A 17564-nucleotide genomic window follows, 5' to 3' on the forward strand; every position below is an offset into this window, starting at 1 on the left:
TATATTATACCATATTTAACCTTTATTACCCATATTTTCAATATTATTTTTTTACGAAGTACTTATATTCAGGTCTTCCAACATTTCCAAAAGTCATTTCTGAATTAACTTTCCCTATACTCTCTAAATAATCCATATATTTTTTAATAGTTACATTACTGATTTTTATTTCATATGCAATTTCTCTTAATGTCCAAACCTCATTAGAGTTCTCATTTAAAAATTTAATTACCCTATCTAATGTTTTCTCATTTAAACCCTTTGGAAGCTTAACTTGACTTTCTAACGAACTATTCATAAGTAAAGTATCTATATCTTTTTGAGTTAACACTTCATCATTAAGTAGCAACTTATTTTTTACCCTATATTTATTAATAGCTTCTTTAAATCTTTCAAATTCAAAAGGTTTTACTAAATAATCTACTACTCCATATGCAAATGCTTTTTTAATTTCATCAGTACTATTTGCTGCAGTTATCATAATTGCATCAATAAAAATATTTTTTTCTCTAAGTGATTTTAATATATCTATTCCACTTTTTTCGGGTAAAAATACATCCATTAATATTAAATCTATATTATTCTTTTTTAAACTCGAAATTATTTCCTTCTCATACATTACAGGCCCAAAAGTTTTTACTCCTGTAATTTTCTCTAAATATCTCTTATTAATTAAAGCCACCATTGGATCATCTTCTACTATTAATACGTTCATTATTTTTCTACCCCCTTTAAAATAGTTATAACAAATATTTTTTCATCCCCAAATTCTTCAATATCTATACTTCCATTATAAATTTCAACTCTATTCTTAACTAAATATAGACCTGTTCCTCTTCCTTCTCCCTTTGATGATATACCTTCAATAAATAATGTATCTCTTATTTTTTTATCAATATTTTTTCCATTATCACGCACTTGAATTTCTATAGCAGATTCATCTTCATATAATGATACTTCTACTATCTTTTTAATATCTCCACATAAAGAACATGCTTCAAATGCATTTTCAATAAGATTTCCAAGTATGGTTACTATATCATTTGAATCTATAATTCCATGATTCTCTTCTAAAAAAGATTCCTCTGTTAATACAAAATCTATTTTTCTTTCTTTAGCAACAGATTCTCTACTAATTAATAATCCCCTCACATATTTATCTTCAATACTAGCAAATTTACTTATAGTATTCTCTTGAATCTTTTGTATTTTTAAAATATATTTTTTAGCATCATCATAAGCCTTTATTTCAAGTAGTCCTAAAATTACATAAAGGCTATTCTTAAACTCATGAACACTTGCCCTTAAGTTTTTAATTATTTCATCTACTCCAGTTATTTCTTTTGCTATTTTATTAATAGGATTTTTATCAACTAAGGTAATTATTGTTCTAAGGCAATTATCACCTAAACTAATATTTTTAATTGTGATAAATATTTTTTTACCCTTTATAACAAATTCCTTCATTTCAATTTCTTCTCTATTATCTATATAAAAATTAATCTTTTCTAAAATATCATCTACTTTAAAATCATCAAATAACTTATAACAACTCTTATTTATCTCTACAATTTCCTTATTTTTATTTAAAGATATAATTCCATCATTTACACTATCTAGAATTATATTTTTCTCTCTATATAAAGCAGCAATTTCTACTGGCTCCATATTTAATATTGATTTTTTAGTTTTATTTGCTAATATTGTAGCTCCTATTATTGATAGTAAAATAGAAAAAATAAACAACAAACTATAGGTAAATTTAGTTTGAGATGTAATTCTAATAATCTCGTCTTCATATTTACCTACCATAACAAATCCAACTTGCTTATTATTATAAAATATAGGTTCAAACCATCTTAATGTAGTTCCCATAGAACCTTCCATTATAGAGTAATAACTTATTCCCTTATCTATAACCTCCCTATTATCCTCATTTACATATATTTTACCTATCTGTAATTCATCTAGATGAGAGTATTTTTCTCCAGTCATATCTCCAACAACAATAATATCAATATCACTGAAATTCTCTATAAATATTTTTGTATATTCTTGAATACTTTTATCATTATCCCTATTATAAAGTTTCTCCTCAACTAATTTATTTTGGCTTACAACATTTCCTACTTCTCTTAAAGTATTTTTAATATTTTCATCTGTATCAGCTATCTTTGAATTTATAAAAATAATATAAGATAAAACTAATGGAATAAATGTAATTATTACAGCCCATAAAGTTATGGCCCTTTTGAACTTCATTTTCATATATATATCACCAATATCATTTTCTCTTTATATTTTATTTAAATACATAAAAAAAAGGGTGTTAAAAACACCCCAATATAATAATAATTAAGCTATACTATTTTTACAAGTACCTTCATTTAAGAAATCTCTTAAATTTTCATAAGAAAACTCTATCATATTTGTTAATGCTTCATCTGTATAAGAACCAATATGAGGAGTTACTAATACTCTTGGGTAAAGATCTACTAATTTTTGATGTAAATCATTTTCTAATTCTTTTTCTCTTAAATCCTTAAAAAATGTTACAGATTCACCTTCTAAAACGTCAGTTCCAAAACCGCCTAACTTTCCGCTTTCGATACCTCTTATTATAGCTTCAATATCTTGAACCTCACCTCTAGCAGTATTAACTAATATAGCTCCATCTTTCATTTTTGAAATAAATTCATCATTTATCATGTGGTAATTTACGTCTTTAATATATGGCATATGTACTGATATTATATCTGCTTGTGCTAATACTTCATCTAATTCCATAAATTCAACTACTTCTTTAGCTGCATCACTTTGGAATACATCATAAGCTATTACTCTAGCTCCTAATCCTTTAAATAACTTAGCTGTAGTTAATCCAATCTTACCAGCACCTAAAACAGCAACTGTACAATTTCTAACTTCTTTACTAAACATAAATGAGTCAACAACAAAATTCTTCTCTCTTGTTCTATTTACAGTATAAGCTGTATGTCTTAATAACATCATTGCTAAAGAAACTGCTAATTCAGATATTGCATTTGGAGAGTATCCTGGAACTCTAGCACATTTTAAATCTAAATCTTTAACTGCTTCTAAATCAACATGGTCAAAACCTACAGTTCTAGTTAAAAGATATTTTAAACCATTAGCTTTTAATAATTCTAAATTTTGTCTATCAGCTTTACAGTTACCTCTAACCATTACAGCTTCTGCGCCAATTGCTTCTTTTACATTTTCATGATTAAGACCTAAAGTTACTAATTTAATATCATAACCAAATTTTTTATTTATTTCTTCAAAGTATTTAACTTCTGTTTCTCTAACACCATAACAAACTAACTTTATCATAATTTTTATCTCCTTTTATCTAAATATAAATAATACTGTTTAAGACAATAACCACTCCTTTATGGAATGGCTTGTCCTATTTTCTATGTTGTATATTCTAAGCTGTGAAACTTAACTAATTTATTTTATGCAAATAATCCTATATTTCTTATAACTTCTAATATAACTATAAGAATTGGCATTGCTGCTACTGCTACAACAGTTGATAATAGAGAACAGTTTGATGTAAATAATGATTCTCTGTCATAACTAATTGCATAAGCTGCTGCAACTGTAGCTGTTGGTGCTGCCATCATTATTACTGTTGTTGCCATTCCTTCAAAAGAAACTGGTAATATTCCTAATTTACTAACAGCTAATAATAAAACAAAGTTTATTGCTGGTACACAGAGTACTTTGATTAAGCTATATCCCCAAGCATCTTTTTGTGATACTGCTTTTTTAAATGGAACCTCTGCTAATGTAGCTCCAATTGAAATCCATGCAAGTGGTGATGCTAAATTGCTTAAATAAGTAAGTGGTTTATACACCCATGGTAAAGTTTGATCTATTCTTAAAAATGCATAGTTTGTAACTCCATCTGCTGATGCTACAGCTATTTGAGGAAGTTTTTCTTGGAATAACCAAATAAATAATCCTAAAAATGTAGCTAATATAATTGGATTTAAGAAAATTTCTTTCATATTCTTTTTTAAATTCTCTTTATCCATTTTTGTTCCTGACATTTTTACAAATGCATAAGAATATAAGAATACTCTATAAGCTATGTTAAATATATTTGAGTACATAGTACCTACTGCCCCATATACTGCAGTAACTATTGGTGTCCCAAAGAATGTAGTTGAACCAAATATAGTAAGAACCCTATAAACATCTTGTTTATCGCCTTTTACTTTTGCATACATTATTTTAGTTATTGGTATTAATACAATATAAATTGCAAATCCCCAAACTAATATGCTCATACCTTGCTTTAATTGTTCTCCATTTATATCTTTCATAAATGATGTAAATGCTAATGCTGGTAATGAAATTGTAAGAACAAGTTTTGTTAACATTTTAGATGCATTTGAATTTAAAATTTCTTTCTTTCTTAAATAAAATCCTAAAAGAATTATTGCTACTGATGAAAATATGGCACCTAAAATAGCCTCGTCTGTTAATGTCTTTTTAATAATTTCTAACATGTAATCTTCTCCTTGTGTATTTTTTAACATTCATCTGAATATTTAATCTCTCTGACAAAAATAATTGTACAAGCCTCGACTTTTTTCTACAATTTATTTAAATTTTTAAATAATTATTTAAGTTATTTAAGTTATTAATTTAACAATATAGTTTTTTTATTAACAAGAAAAACCTAGTTAAAATATACTCTTTCCCTTTATTTATGCGGGTTAGTTTATTTTAACTAGGTTTCTAACATAATTTAATATTATTTAGTTGTAACTATAAGAAAATATTTTTTATCATTAATATTATCATTAACTGCTGTATTAACTTTTAATATAGCATCATTGTAAATATACTCTCTTATAGGATCCTCTAAATATGTTAACTCTTGAATTCCAACTTCTTCTTTAGAATATAAATATAAATTATATTCTTTACTATTTTGTATATATTTAAATTGTTCTAATACAGATAAGACTATTTTACCTATACTCTCATCACTATTAATTAAAATAATATTATTTTTCTTATTTAAATTTAAGTTACAAATGATTTCCTTATCATTTAGCATTAGTGATAATAATTTTAAATCTATTGTATTTTCTTTCTTTAATTTATTTATTATTATTACATTATTTAATTTATCAAATTCTTCTTTTATATTTTTATTTGTTATATTAACTTCACCAATTGCAACTGTTATATTATAGCTACTTCTTAACTTAGCTATTAATTTCATATTATTTTCATTTAAAGATTTTACTAGCACTAAAATCTTATCTGAATTCTTATTTAAATTACATTTATCAATTTCTGACTCTTCTATTAAATAGTAAACCTCAACTATACTTTTTTCAACGTTATAATATTTAGCCCTTATTTTAAAATTCTTATTATCTAACATTTCAAATTTAGATAAATTATTATCAAACTTAATTTTATTTTCTTCTTCTAAACAAATTATTTTTATCTTCATTAACATTACCCCATTTTTAACGATATGTTAATTATATCACAATAAAATGTAATATTAATGAATTTTTTACAATAACTATTTTTTACTAATTACTCCTTTACACCTTCATACCTTTAATTTCTTGATAAAGATAAGCTGCATAGAAATACCTGTGCTTTATCCTGAAGCCTTCTAAATGATGCACTAAATAAAATTCTATCATAGTCATTTTCAAATTCATCTCTACAATCTAGATTTTTTTTAGCACTTTTATAATCTCTAATACGATTTTTATTTAATATTTCTTTCCATGTAAATCTATCCATAATTAAAGGTTCCTTTTTACCGTATAAATTTTATATACCTTTAATTTCAGCTATATTTAATATTTTTATTCTTAAATTCTATGCCTTTCTTATTTTAAACATAAATAAACTTAGTATAAATAACAATAAAGATATTACTATCATACAAAAAATATATGGATATATATAACTTAAATCATTATATACTTGCAAAAGTTCTATACATCTATATACCCATCTCTGCGGCATTAGTCTTCCTAAATCTTGTAAATAATTTGGCATAATTTCAAAATCCCAAAATACACCTGATAACATACAAGTTGGTATAACTATTAATATATTAACTGTACTAGCAATATATCTATTTCTAGTGAAACTAACAATACACAAGTTTAAAGCTATAGCTACTAAATTAAGTAATAACATAACCAATAAAAAGTTATTAGTATTATTCATTCCAAAGTCTAGTTTTAACAATTTACAAAGAAGATAGTATATAACACTAGTTATAGATGATACTAAATAAAATACTACAAACAAAGCTATATAGTATTTATATGGCTTTATTCCACTTACTAAAACTCTTGATTTAGTGTTGTTTTCTTCATCTTCAATTAAGAAATTTGCTATAGTAGCACCACTTATCAAAATCATCATTATAACTATACCTATAGAGTTTTCTATAGCAGGTCTGCTCTCCTTGGCCTCATTTAGGTTAACTTTAAATAAATTTTCCTTATAACCTTCATTTATTTCTTTAAATTTCTCAATATTTTTATCACTTATTTTAGCTATTAAACTTAAATTATTTACTTTTGATTTTATCATCGATACTAAAGTTTCCTTAATATCACTATTAGAAATTGATTTTATAGTAATTTTCCCATCTTCTAAATTTAATAAATTATTACTAAAATTTTTTTCAATTATGATAGCTATTTGTATTTGGTGAGATGCAAGTAACATTTCATAATTATCTTTTTCTATATCAACTATATCTATATCTTCTATATTACTTATAACATCTATTATATCTTTTGAAATATAGCTGTTATCTTTATCAATTATTCCTACTTTATAATTCATATTACTTCCAAAGGCAAAACTAAAAAAAACTATAACAATTGCAGGCGATACTATTCCCATAATAATAAAGCTCTTTTTCTTAAATAATAATTTTGCAGTGTTAACCATTACCCTAAACAATCTTATCACCTGCTCTCAAGTTAATACTAATAATACATATAACTAACAATATTAAAGATAATTCTAAAGATATAATTATTGATATTATTGAATAATTGGTTCTAATTCCAGAGCTTAAACTTAACAATGCTATATTTGCCCAATATGTAGGAGTAATTTGGCACAAAATATTAGTTATTGCAGTTGATTTTACTAACGATATGGGAACATATGCTCCACCTAAAAATCCCAAAACTATCAATAATGTGTTTATTATACTTGATGCCACCTTATTATCTTTAAAAACAAAACTAATGGTAACTCCTAAAATAGAGCTAAAAATTATTAAAGAAATTAAAACTATTATCATTAATTTTAAATCTTTACCCCAATTAATATTTAAAAATATAGTACTAACAAAATAAACTATAATTACTTGAATTGCTCCTACTATTACTCCTAAAATAATTTTTGATAATATGATGTTAGAATTACTTGCCTTAGATAACTTTAATCTTTCTAATGTATTTTCAACTCTTTCATTATAAGCTGATACATTAGTTATTTGTGATATATATAGTATAATTAATACAAGTTCTGCAAAAGTATAATAAGTAAAGGAACTTATTCCATTGCTATTTATTCCCTCTTCTCTTACTTCGATAGCACTTTCATTGTGCCTAATTTCATTAATAAAATCAGGAGATTCATCTACTATACTATTTATTACTGCATATTTTTCTAAATATTGATTAAACACACTTCTAAATACCTTTTGAGCTGTACTTTCTTTATTCTCGTTCCTATAAAAGTCATATTTATCTTCATATATATCTATAAAAGCTAGCCCTTCATAATTATTAACATTATCTTTTCCTTCACTTTCATTAAATACCTCTTGAAATTCTATTTTCATATTTTCTTTACAGCTTTCCTTAAAACTATTAAAAACCTTTAAATATATACTATCTTTATTTAAAGTATTCACTTTAAAATATACCTTTTCATTTTCAAAAATATTATGATCAACATTCATAAGACCATTTAATGAAAATCCCATAACAACTATAAGAACTATTGGAAATATAAACATTGTAGCTACATTAGATTTATTTCTAAAAAACTGTAATACTTCTTTATTTATTAACTTAATTAATATCATATTTAACCTCAGTTACATCAATCTCTTAATTGTTTTCCTGTTAATGTTAAAAACACAGTTTCTAATGTTGGATCTTCGCTTTTTATATTTTCTATAATTCCACTATTATTAGAAATTGTGTTTATAATTTTTTGAAGTATATATGCCTCCTTAGAATAGAAACATTTAATTTCTTTATGGTGTATTTCTACATTTTTAACACCTTGAATTTTACTTATATGTTTTTTTATATTATAAATCTCTTTTTTAAGATATATAGTACAAATATTATCAGTGACTATACTTGATTTTAAATACTCCTTAGTTCCTCTTGCTATTATCTTTCCATTGTCCATAATTGAGATATTATTGCATAGTTCCTCTATTTCTTCCATGTAATGAGATGTATATATTATAGTAGCTCCCTCTTCATTTAACTTTTTTACTGATTCTAATATATGATTTCTTGATTGTGGATCTATACCTACAGTTGGCTCGTCCATTATTATTAACCTTGGACTGTGAGCTATTGCACATGCCATATTTAATCTTCTCTTCATTCCGCCTGAAAATTCACAAGCTTTTTTATTCTCTACATCTAAAAGACCAACAAATTCTAATGATTTATCAACTCTTTTCTTAAGTTCCTTTCCCTTATATCCATATAAGGAACAGAAAAATGATACATTTTCCCTTGCTGTAAAATTATGATATACAGAAATATCTTGTGGTAATAAACCAATATTCTTTTTATACTTATTTATATTTGTTTCTTTTTCTTCAAAAATTACTTTTCCTGATGTAATTTTCTCAATGCCACATATAATTTTTATTAAAGTACTTTTACCAGCTCCATTTGGCCCTAATAATCCATATATTTCTCCCTTATTTATAGACAGATTTATACCCTTTATTACTTCAAAATCATTATATTTTTTATGCAAATTTTCAATTTGAAGAATATACATAATATAACTCCTAAAGATTAATATTAATTTCTCTTATACTTACTTCTTCAGCAAAATTCTTTCTTATACAATTATTTTCACATTCTTTATCTTCACAACTTAAGCATGGGTTGATACCACATTTTTTTAATATCTTTTTAGCTCCATAAAAATTACCTACAGCTATTCTTCTATTTATATCTCTAATAGAAACATTATTTTTACATGCTTTTTCACATGATGGTTTTTCACAAAATTGGCATCTTAAAGCTAGCTTAGCTAACTTATCTCCCTCTTCACTTTTACCTATTTTTATTTGTTCATATTTAAAAGGCTTGCTAACTATATTAACATAATTTTTCATTTCTTCTTTATATTCAAATTCCTCTATTCCTAGTTCTCTTAATATAAGATTTGCAGCACTTATTCCTGATATAGTGACTGCTGGTGTTCCAGTTCCCATAACAGTTGATTCCCCACAATTAAAAAGGTTGCTTATTTCACTCTTAGTTTTTAATCTTTTTAGCATATGTTGCCCTAGCTTTTGCTTTGGACCAGCTACACTTCCCCCTTCCTTTAAAACATATCTATTTAAGGTAGTTGGAGTACTAATTTCTAGGTGACATATATTTTCCTTAAATCCTGGAAATCTCTTTTCTAAAACTTCTAGCATTCTATTCTTCTCTACTTCTTTCATTTGCCTATATACTTCAGTATTATAATTATTCTTAAATCCTCTTGGCCACTCCTTAAAAGTAGGTCCTATTGCCACGATTGTATGGTATCCCTTTTTACATAAAGTTTTATCATCTATACTTAAGATATAAACAGTTATTTCATTTTCATCTAATTTAGTTTCATCTCCAACTAACATTTCTATTGGTAATGTTCCCTTAGGAATTACATCTTCCTTTACAAGAGCAAATAATACCATAGACTGATATGATGGCTCTAAGGAATTTGCCCAATTTTTAGCTTCTTCACTTGCGCTATCTTTTAACAACTTATTATATAAGTTCCATACTGTACCTGAGTTAATAATATAATTAGCACTTATAGTTTTTCCGTTATCTAACCTAACTTTTGTTGCCTTATTATCTTCTACTATTATTTTTTCTACTTCTGTGTTATATATCATTTGTCCATTATTTTCTTCTATAACCTTTTCTAACTTTCCAACTAAATTTAATGTTGAACCTGCCGGATAATAACTTCCACCAAAATGATTATCTACAAACATTACCGAAGATAATATTGCTGGAGTTTCTTCAACATTTGTATAACAATATGTAGATGTTAATTTGTCAAAGAAATTAAATACATTATTATCTTTAAAATATTTTTTTAATATACTTTTAGTATTTTTATTCATATATCCTAAAAATCTTATATATTCTATTGGATGTTTTAATAAGGATTGTAATCCATCTTCTTTTTTTATTGCATCTGGAGATATAAAGGCTGGATTTTCCGCTATTATTTTCATATACCTTTTTGATAAGTCTCTGTAAAACTTTTTAAAATTTTCTTTTTCATTAGGAAATACCTTAGCTAACTCTTCTATAAACATATCTATATCTTCATGAAAAATTATTCTATGTTTTCCAAAGTTAATGGCATAAAGTTCATCGTGCTTTATTATATCTATAGGTTCTTCTAATGCATTAAAAACAAATCTATGAGGACTAAATCCTCTATCATTAAAACCATAAATCATTGCAGCTCCTTGCTCAAAGACTATATCTTTTCTCTTAAATATTCCACAAGATCCACCTGGTTTATATTGTGCTTCTATTACGCATACATTTAAATTTCTCTTTGCTAGTAACGCTACTGCTGTAAGTCCTGATATTCCCGCACCTATTACAATAACATCATAATCCATGTAATCCCTCCAAATTTTATTTATATTACTAATTCTATTCAAAGTGTAAATAAATATTAAACTTAATTTATAAAAAGTAAGAGAGCAACATTTCTGTTACTCTCTATACTAGAACTTATTTTAGCAAATCTTAGCTACTTCACTATTCTTTTTACTTTTTATAGTTGATACAGTACTAATTTTCTTAGTAAAGGATGTATTTAAAATTTCATCTGTTACACCTCTATATTCCTGTGCACTTTTACATCTTGGATCATACATAGATACTGGTAGCCCATTTGTTTGACTTTTTACTATTATACTACTTTGATGTATTTCTGTTTCAAACACTCTATATGAATAAGATTCTTTTATCTCTTTTCTAAAATTTTCACTAAGCTTTGTTCTAGAGTCTACTCTTGTTAATAATATTCCCTCAACCTTTAATTTCTTATTGAAAGTTTTTTGAATTAATTTTATTGTTTTTGATAAATTTTTAAGACCTTGCATATTAAATAAAGACGGTTCCATTGGTATTATTATACTGTCACTTGCTACTAATGCATTAATAGTAGTAATAGATTGACTTGGTGGACAATCTATTAATATAAAATCATAATCATCTTTTAAGTTTTCTTCTTCTATTAATTTCTTTAATATTCTTTTACAATTTCTCATCTTTATTAAAGCTAAATCAGCATTACTAACTTCTGAATTATTTGGGATAATATCTAATCCATCTAAGGTTGCACATTTCTTTATTGTTTTTCTTAAAGATTTTTTTCCTCTAAGACAATTAACTAGTGACTCTTTATCTGGCTTAAACCCTATGCTAGTTGTTAAGTTAGCTTGATAATCATTGTCTATTATCAAAACTCTGTAACCTGAATTAACTAATTCTGCTGCTATATTTACTACTGTTGTAGTTTTAGCACATCCCCCTTTATGATTACATACACTAATAACCTTCATCCTCTTTCTCCCCTAACTCTCATACCATTTTTCTTATTATAGTTCCCTAATCTGCAATCTTTTAGTGAATTAACTATATATTAATTATATTATAATACATTTTAACAATAATTGTAATATTTTTACATATTTGTTTCTGTAATAAATTTTACCTTATTTAAAAGCAAATATGATATAATCAATATTATTTATATAAATTTAACTAACGAAGAGGTATTATTTAATGAAAGAACTAAAAATTTATTTTACATCAGACCTTCATGGATATGTTTATCCAACAGATTACGTAGAAAGAAATGAAAAAAATATTGGTTTACTTAATATAATTAATCATTTCAATAAAGACGGAAACACATTAATAATTGATGGTGGAGATACTATTCAAGGTTCACCTTTTACAAACTACTTAAGCAATTCAGAGTTTGATATACATCCAATATCAACTGTTATGAATGCTGGTGGATATGACTTTATTACTCTTGGTAATCATGACTTTAATTATGGAAAAAAATATTTAAAGAAATATTTAGATAACTTAAATGCTACTTGTCTTTGCACTAATGTTATAGATAAAACTAATGAATTACCAATCCTTCCATATAAAATAAAAACAATGGAAAATGGATTAAAAGTAGGAGTAATTGGATTTACTACTGATTTTATTAACAGATGGGAACGTCCTGAAAATATAGAAAATATCGATATTATTGATACTTTTGATTCAATAAAAAAACATTACCACACTGTAAAAGAACAATGTGATGTAATTATAGGTGTTTATCATGGTGGATTTGAATATGATTTAGAGTCTCATAAACAATTAAGTACTACAAAAGAAAATATAGCTTATAAGATATGTAAGGAATTTGATTTTGATATACTTCTTACTGGACATCAACATTTACCTATTGCTGATAAAGAGCTTCATGGAACTCATATAGCTCAAACTCCGCATAATGGTAGTAAATTCTTAGAATTAAAACTTACTATAGATGATAATGGCTTAATGAAAATTAATTCATCATTACAAAATATAGAATTAAATCCTAATAAAGAAATGTACGATAAATTCTTACCATTAGAAGATAAGGTTCAAGAATGGTTAGATACTCCAGTTGGTGTTTTAGATACTGAACTTCAACCTACAACTCATTTAGATATGGCTTTAAATGGATCAAATTTAGCTAACTTTATAAATCAAATCCAACTTGAAAGTACTAATGCTGATATATCATGTACTGCTTTTGCAAATGTAATAAAAGGTTTTGGTAAAAATGTTACTGTAAGAGATATTTTATCTACTTATCCATACCCAAATACTTTAGTTGTTCTTGAAGTTAATAGAGAAATATTAAAGTTAGCTTTAGAAAGAGCTGCTAGTTATTTTGAAAATAATAATGGTAATGTGACTATATCTGAAAGATTCTTAAAACCTAAAGTTGAGCACTATAATTATGATTATTTTACAAATATTAATTATACTTTTGATTTAAATAAAGAAGTTGGAAATAGAGTTACTTCTATTAAATATAAAGGTGAGGAATTATGCGATAATCAAACTTTAACTTTAGTCATGAATAACTATAGAGCTAGTGGTGCTGGTGGTTATGAATGTTATGAAAACTGTACTGTTGTTAATGAAATTTTAATTGAGATGCCGGAACTAATTATAAACTATTTTAAAAACAATCCAAAAGTAGTTGTAGATACATCTAGATATTATAGTATTTTACTATAATAAAAAACAAAAAAACTAAAAGAGTTCATCTATAAGATGAGCTCTTTTAGTTTTTATTATATTAAAGTATTATTTACCCTCTAGCAAGCTTAGTTCTTATCTTAGTTGAAACTATTTCTACTACTAATACTAGAACTATTAATCCACAAAGAATAGCACCAACTTCATCCCAATTAAATGCATTCATTGCAAATATTAATGGTGCTCCTATTCCCCCTGCACCAACTAATCCTAATACAGATGCATCCTTTATATTTATTTCAAATCTATATATAACTGTAGAAACGAAATCTGTAAATAATTGTGGTAATATTCCATATCTTATTTTTTCAAAAGTATTACATCCTGCAGCATCTAAAGACTCTAATATTCTAGTATCTAAATCTTCTATTGATTCAATAAATAATTTAGCTATCATACCTATAGATATTACTGATACTGTAAGAACCCCTGCAAAAGCACCTGGTCCAGTTACACGAATAAACATTAATCCATAAACGAATGCTGGGAATGTTCTAAGTGCTGCTATAATAAATAATCCTATAGCACTTACCCATTTAGGCATTATATTAGTAGAAGATATAAAAGCTAATGGTACTGCTAATATTGCTCCAATTAAAGTACCAATTAAAGCTATACAAATAGTTTCTAATAATAATGCTGGAACTTCAGTTAATAGCATTTCTACATCAGGATGTATAATTCCTGATAATACATTTTTAGCAATATCAACTCCATTTGATTTAATTCCACTAAAGTTAATTCCTTTTGAAGCCCATACTATTAAAAGTACTACAAATAATGCAGTTAGGGCTTTACTTATCCATGTATTTGGTTGTTTTTCTAATTGTTTTTTTACTGATAATTCCATACTACCCTAACCTTTCTCTTATATATTTACTTCCATTTTCTATAATTAAGACTGTGATGAATAACATAACAAGAATCATACCAACCCTATCATATTCTCTCCAACCAATCTTTTCATTTAATATAAGACCTATACCACCAGCTCCTACATATCCAAGTATTGCTGCTGCTCTTACATTTATCTCTAAGCTATAAAGACAAATTGATAAATATGAAGGCATTATTTGTGGCATTATTGATCCAACAAAGGCTTTTACTCTTGTAGCTCCAACAGCTTCCATAGCCTCAAAAGGTCCCATATCAACAGTTTCAATCTTTTCATATAACATTTTAGTTACTATACCAAAAGTAAATATTGATATTGCAACAGTACCTGCAAAAGTACCTAATCCAAATATATAAGTTGATATTAAAGCAATAATTAATGTTGGTAATGTTCTTGTAATACTCATTACAACTCTAACTAAATTTAAAACAATCTTAGATTTATTAATATTAACAGAACATAACATAGCAAAAGGAATTGCTATAAAACTTCCAATTAAAGAACCTAAAACAGATATTTTTATAGTTTCTACAAGTGGTGGAATAACTGTCTTTATATAACTAAAATCAGGTGGAAACATATCTTTTAATATTACAAAGAACTGATTTCCTCTTTTCATTATTGTTTCAAAATTAAATCCTGTTACATTTCCTGCAACTATTAAAGCTAAAAGTAATCCAATTATTACAAAAGGTGCAACTGAAGCTTTAGGCTGAATTTCTTTACCATTACTTAAAACTATCTTTTCAGGCTTAAATATATTTTTTATTTTTCCTAACATAATTAAGCCCCCATTACTTCATCAGCAGCTAATTCACGGCCATATATTTGCTTTAATACTTCACTATCTACTTTTGCAGATGGTCCATCATATACTATTTCTCCTGCCTTTATTCCAATAACTCTATCAGCATATTTTAATGCTAAATCTACATGGTGAATATTAATTAATACTGACATATTTAATTCTTTATTAATCTTTTTAAAGTCATCCATAACTTGCTTTGCAGTTATTGGGTCAAGTGCTGCAACTGGCTCATCGGCAAGAATTATTTCTGGCTTTTGTGCTAATGTTCTTGCTAAAGCAACTCTTTGTTGTTGTCCTCCAGAAAGTTGATCAGCTCTAACATAAGCCTTATCTAATATCCCTACTTTATCTAATGCTTCTAATGCTATAACTTTATCTTCTTTAGAATATAACCCTATTATAGATTTCCATAATGGCATATCCGGCACTCTTGAAGTTAATACATTGTTTATTACTGTAGTTCTAGTTACTAAATTAAAAGATTGGAATACCATTCCTACTTTACGTCTAAACTTTCTTAAATCTTTTCCTGCTAAATTATTTACTTCTTGTCCATTTACAGTTAATGATCCTTCGCTAATATCGTGCATTCTATTAATAGTTCTTAATAATGTAGATTTACCAGCTCCTGATAAACCTATTATCGCTACAAACTCACCTTGATTTATTTCAAGTGATATATTTTTTAATGCATGTAATCCATTTGGATAAACCTTATTTACCTTATCAAATTTAATCACGAGTTTCCCTCACATTCTAACATTATCTTTTTTATGAATATTTTGTATAATCCGCCTTTATATACAAAAGGAGTTCATGTCAAACATGAACTCATTTTTATAGTTACTAAATTAAAATATATTTTATTTTAAAATTATTGCATAGACTTAATTAATTCTTGTGCTTCTCTTTCTGCATCGTAGTCAGAGTTATTTCCAATTTCATAACCTTTGTGGCTGTATATTGAAATAATTTCTTGACCTTCTTCTGTATTACCTATGTTAATGAAAGCTTGTTGTATAGCTTCCTTTAATTCTGGAGTCATTGATGAATCCTTAGTAACAGATATTGTGTCATTATAAATACCTTCTGTTACACCAATAACATTTGTTTCATCCCATATAGAAGCTGTTCTTCCAAAACTAGAAGTCCATTGATCAGCATAGTCTAAACGTGCATCAGCATAAGTTACCATTACATCGATTTGACCACTTGCTAATTGAGATAACGATGTTGCATAGTTATCTAAAGCTACTTTATTTTTAAGATCTGTTATTGATATTCCAAAGTTTTCTTTTAACCAAAGGCTTGGATAAATATATCCTGCTGGTGAAGTTGTGTTTGATGAAACTCCCCATGTAGCGCTTTGAACATCATCTAAAGTTAACTTTTCTCCATTGTTAATCTTTGCTGCTAACTCTTGTCCCTTTTCACTTGGACCAGCAATTACTAATGATCTGTAGTATTTAACTTGATTATCTGTATTTTCTGTTGGTGCTGTATTCCAATCTGCAGGATTTTCTGAATCATGGCTTAATCCAAATCTAGTTGCTGTTAATGCAACATCTACACCATCATCATATAATACGTAAGTTCCTCCTGGAATAAATCCAACTTGAGCTGTTCCTGAAGATAATGCTTCACCAACTGCTTCGAAGCTTGTACCAACTTCAATTTTTACCTTCTCAAAATCATATCCTAATTTTGATAATTCAGCCTTTAACATTTCTGATAATGGCTCTGTTGCTTCTAAGATCTCTGCTGGATCTCTTGATGGTACGAAGTATACAACTAACTCATCATTAGATGCTGACTTTGAACCGCATCCAACTAACATTGACATACTTAGTACTAAAACTGAAAGTAATGCTAAAAATTTTTTCATTTGTCCTCTCCATCCTTAAATGTTTTATCCTATTTTTCACTTATGTATTATAACATAATATTCGACATTTTTGTATATATTTTTTTGATTTTTTTCATATTTGTGTATACTTTTTATTTAATTGTATATATTATATTTTTTTCCCATACATCTGCTTGAAGCTTTTTTTATTTTTTACCATAAATTTTAATTTTTGTACAACTATTATAAATTATAGGAAAATTAAAACTTTATAAATTATATATAAAAAAAGTGGCTTTCGCCACGCTCCCTTCGGGAATTTAATTTATAGTATGCCAAAAAGCATAGAGCTAATAGTAG

General features: G+C 26.3%; 16 protein-coding genes. 1 reads left to right on the forward strand and 15 read right to left on the reverse strand.

Annotated features, from left to right (window positions below):
- Positions 1–43 precede the first annotated feature (43 nt).
- From I2E98_RS11220 to I2E98_RS11270, 11 genes are all read right to left on the reverse strand, one after another.
- Positions 44–715, reverse strand: a complete 672-nt coding sequence (locus I2E98_RS11220; RefSeq protein ID WP_195469003.1) for a response regulator — start codon at positions 713–715, stop codon at positions 44–46.
- A complete protein-coding gene (locus I2E98_RS11225; RefSeq protein ID WP_195469004.1) occupies positions 715–2268 on the reverse strand; it encodes an ATP-binding protein in 1554 nt (517 codons plus the stop codon). Before I2E98_RS11225 ends, I2E98_RS11220 begins: the two co-directional genes overlap by 1 nt.
- An 87-nt stretch (positions 2269–2355) precedes the next feature.
- Positions 2356–3354 (reverse strand): 2-hydroxyacid dehydrogenase, encoded by a 999-nt coding sequence (locus I2E98_RS11230; protein ID WP_195469005.1) that lies wholly within the window; start codon positions 3352–3354, stop codon positions 2356–2358.
- A gap of 125 nt (positions 3355–3479) precedes the next feature.
- Entirely contained in the window at positions 3480–4541 is a 1062-nt protein-coding gene (locus I2E98_RS11235) for an AEC family transporter (RefSeq protein ID WP_195469006.1), read from the reverse strand.
- Positions 4542–4789: 248 nt separating this feature from the next.
- Entirely contained in the window at positions 4790–5503 is a 714-nt protein-coding gene (locus I2E98_RS11240; protein WP_195469007.1) for a hypothetical protein, read from the reverse strand.
- Positions 5504–5616: 113 nt separating this feature from the next.
- Positions 5617–5808, reverse strand: coding sequence for a hypothetical protein (locus tag I2E98_RS11245; protein WP_195469008.1), 192 nt, complete (start codon positions 5806–5808; stop codon positions 5617–5619).
- 78 nt (positions 5809–5886) lie between these two features.
- On the reverse strand, positions 5887–7002 hold the full coding sequence (locus I2E98_RS11250; protein WP_195469009.1) for an ABC transporter permease: 1116 nt from the start codon (positions 7000–7002) through the stop codon (positions 5887–5889).
- Positions 6986–8134 carry an ABC transporter permease gene (locus I2E98_RS11255; protein ID WP_195469010.1) on the reverse strand — a complete coding sequence of 383 codons (1149 nt, stop codon included), beginning with the start codon at positions 8132–8134 and terminating at the stop codon, positions 6986–6988. The genes I2E98_RS11250 and I2E98_RS11255 overlap by 17 nt, the downstream gene beginning before the upstream one ends.
- Positions 8135–8151: 17 nt before the next feature.
- A complete protein-coding gene (locus tag I2E98_RS11260) occupies positions 8152–9081 on the reverse strand; it encodes an ABC transporter ATP-binding protein (protein ID WP_195469011.1) in 930 nt (309 codons plus the stop codon).
- A gap of 10 nt (positions 9082–9091) precedes the next feature.
- Positions 9092–10987, reverse strand: a complete 1896-nt coding sequence (locus I2E98_RS11265; RefSeq protein ID WP_279324983.1) for an FAD-dependent oxidoreductase — start codon at positions 10985–10987, stop codon at positions 9092–9094.
- A 78-nt stretch (positions 10988–11065) separates the two neighbouring features.
- A complete protein-coding gene (locus I2E98_RS11270; RefSeq protein WP_195469013.1) occupies positions 11066–11896 on the reverse strand; it encodes a ParA family protein in 831 nt (276 codons plus the stop codon).
- 223 nt (positions 11897–12119) lie between these two features.
- Between I2E98_RS11270 and I2E98_RS11275 the strand changes: the two genes are divergently transcribed.
- Positions 12120–13634 (forward strand): bifunctional UDP-sugar hydrolase/5'-nucleotidase, encoded by a 1515-nt coding sequence (locus I2E98_RS11275; RefSeq protein WP_195469014.1) that lies wholly within the window; start codon positions 12120–12122, stop codon positions 13632–13634.
- Between the two features lie 73 nt (positions 13635–13707).
- On the opposite strand, the gene phnE (I2E98_RS11280) is transcribed toward I2E98_RS11275, so the two are convergent.
- The 4 genes from phnE (I2E98_RS11280) to I2E98_RS11295 all read right to left on the reverse strand — a co-directional run bounded on the left by phnE (I2E98_RS11280) (position 13708) and on the right by I2E98_RS11295 (position 17243).
- Positions 13708–14505 (reverse strand): phosphonate ABC transporter, permease protein PhnE, encoded by a 798-nt coding sequence (gene phnE / locus I2E98_RS11280; protein WP_195469015.1) that lies wholly within the window; start codon positions 14503–14505, stop codon positions 13708–13710.
- A 1-nt stretch (position 14506) separates the two neighbouring features.
- Positions 14507–15331, reverse strand: coding sequence for a phosphonate ABC transporter, permease protein PhnE (gene phnE / locus I2E98_RS11285; RefSeq protein WP_195469016.1), 825 nt, complete (start codon positions 15329–15331; stop codon positions 14507–14509).
- A 2-nt stretch (positions 15332–15333) separates the two neighbouring features.
- Positions 15334–16098: a phosphonate ABC transporter ATP-binding protein gene (gene phnC / locus I2E98_RS11290; protein ID WP_195469017.1), complete on the reverse strand. Its 765-nt coding sequence runs from the start codon at positions 16096–16098 to the stop codon at positions 15334–15336.
- A 134-nt stretch (positions 16099–16232) separates the two neighbouring features.
- Positions 16233–17243, reverse strand: coding sequence for a PhnD/SsuA/transferrin family substrate-binding protein (locus I2E98_RS11295; RefSeq protein ID WP_195469018.1), 1011 nt, complete (start codon positions 17241–17243; stop codon positions 16233–16235).
- Between the last annotated feature and the right edge of the window lie 321 nt (positions 17244–17564).

Origin of the sequence: Clostridium sp. D43t1_170807_H7 (assembly GCF_015555905.1) — a bacterium.
Classification (GTDB): Bacteria; Bacillota; Clostridia; order Clostridiales; family Clostridiaceae; genus Clostridium.

Coding starts and splice junctions, on each gene's coding strand:
- I2E98_RS11220 (WP_195469003.1), bottom strand. CDS start 715: ATGAACGTATTAATAGTAGAAGATGATCCAATGGTGGCTTTAATTAAT.
- I2E98_RS11225 (WP_195469004.1), bottom strand. CDS start 2,268: ATGAAAATGAAGTTCAAAAGGGCCATAACTTTATGGGCTGTAATAATT.
- I2E98_RS11230 (WP_195469005.1), bottom strand. CDS start 3,354: ATGATAAAGTTAGTTTGTTATGGTGTTAGAGAAACAGAAGTTAAATAC.
- I2E98_RS11235 (WP_195469006.1), bottom strand. CDS start 4,541: ATGTTAGAAATTATTAAAAAGACATTAACAGACGAGGCTATTTTAGGT.
- I2E98_RS11240 (WP_195469007.1), bottom strand. CDS start 5,503: ATGAAGATAAAAATAATTTGTTTAGAAGAAGAAAATAAAATTAAGTTT.
- I2E98_RS11245 (WP_195469008.1), bottom strand. CDS start 5,808: ATGGATAGATTTACATGGAAAGAAATATTAAATAAAAATCGTATTAGA.
- I2E98_RS11255 (WP_195469010.1), bottom strand. CDS start 8,134: ATGATATTAATTAAGTTAATAAATAAAGAAGTATTACAGTTTTTTAGA.
- I2E98_RS11260 (WP_195469011.1), bottom strand. CDS start 9,081: ATGTATATTCTTCAAATTGAAAATTTGCATAAAAAATATAATGATTTT.
- I2E98_RS11270 (WP_195469013.1), bottom strand. CDS start 11,896: ATGAAGGTTATTAGTGTATGTAATCATAAAGGGGGATGTGCTAAAACT.
- I2E98_RS11275 (WP_195469014.1), top strand. CDS start 12,120: ATGAAAGAACTAAAAATTTATTTTACATCAGACCTTCATGGATATGTT.
- phnE (WP_195469015.1), bottom strand. CDS start 14,505: ATGGAATTATCAGTAAAAAAACAATTAGAAAAACAACCAAATACATGG.
- phnE (WP_195469016.1), bottom strand. CDS start 15,331: ATGTTAGGAAAAATAAAAAATATATTTAAGCCTGAAAAGATAGTTTTA.
- I2E98_RS11295 (WP_195469018.1), bottom strand. CDS start 17,243: ATGAAAAAATTTTTAGCATTACTTTCAGTTTTAGTACTAAGTATGTCA.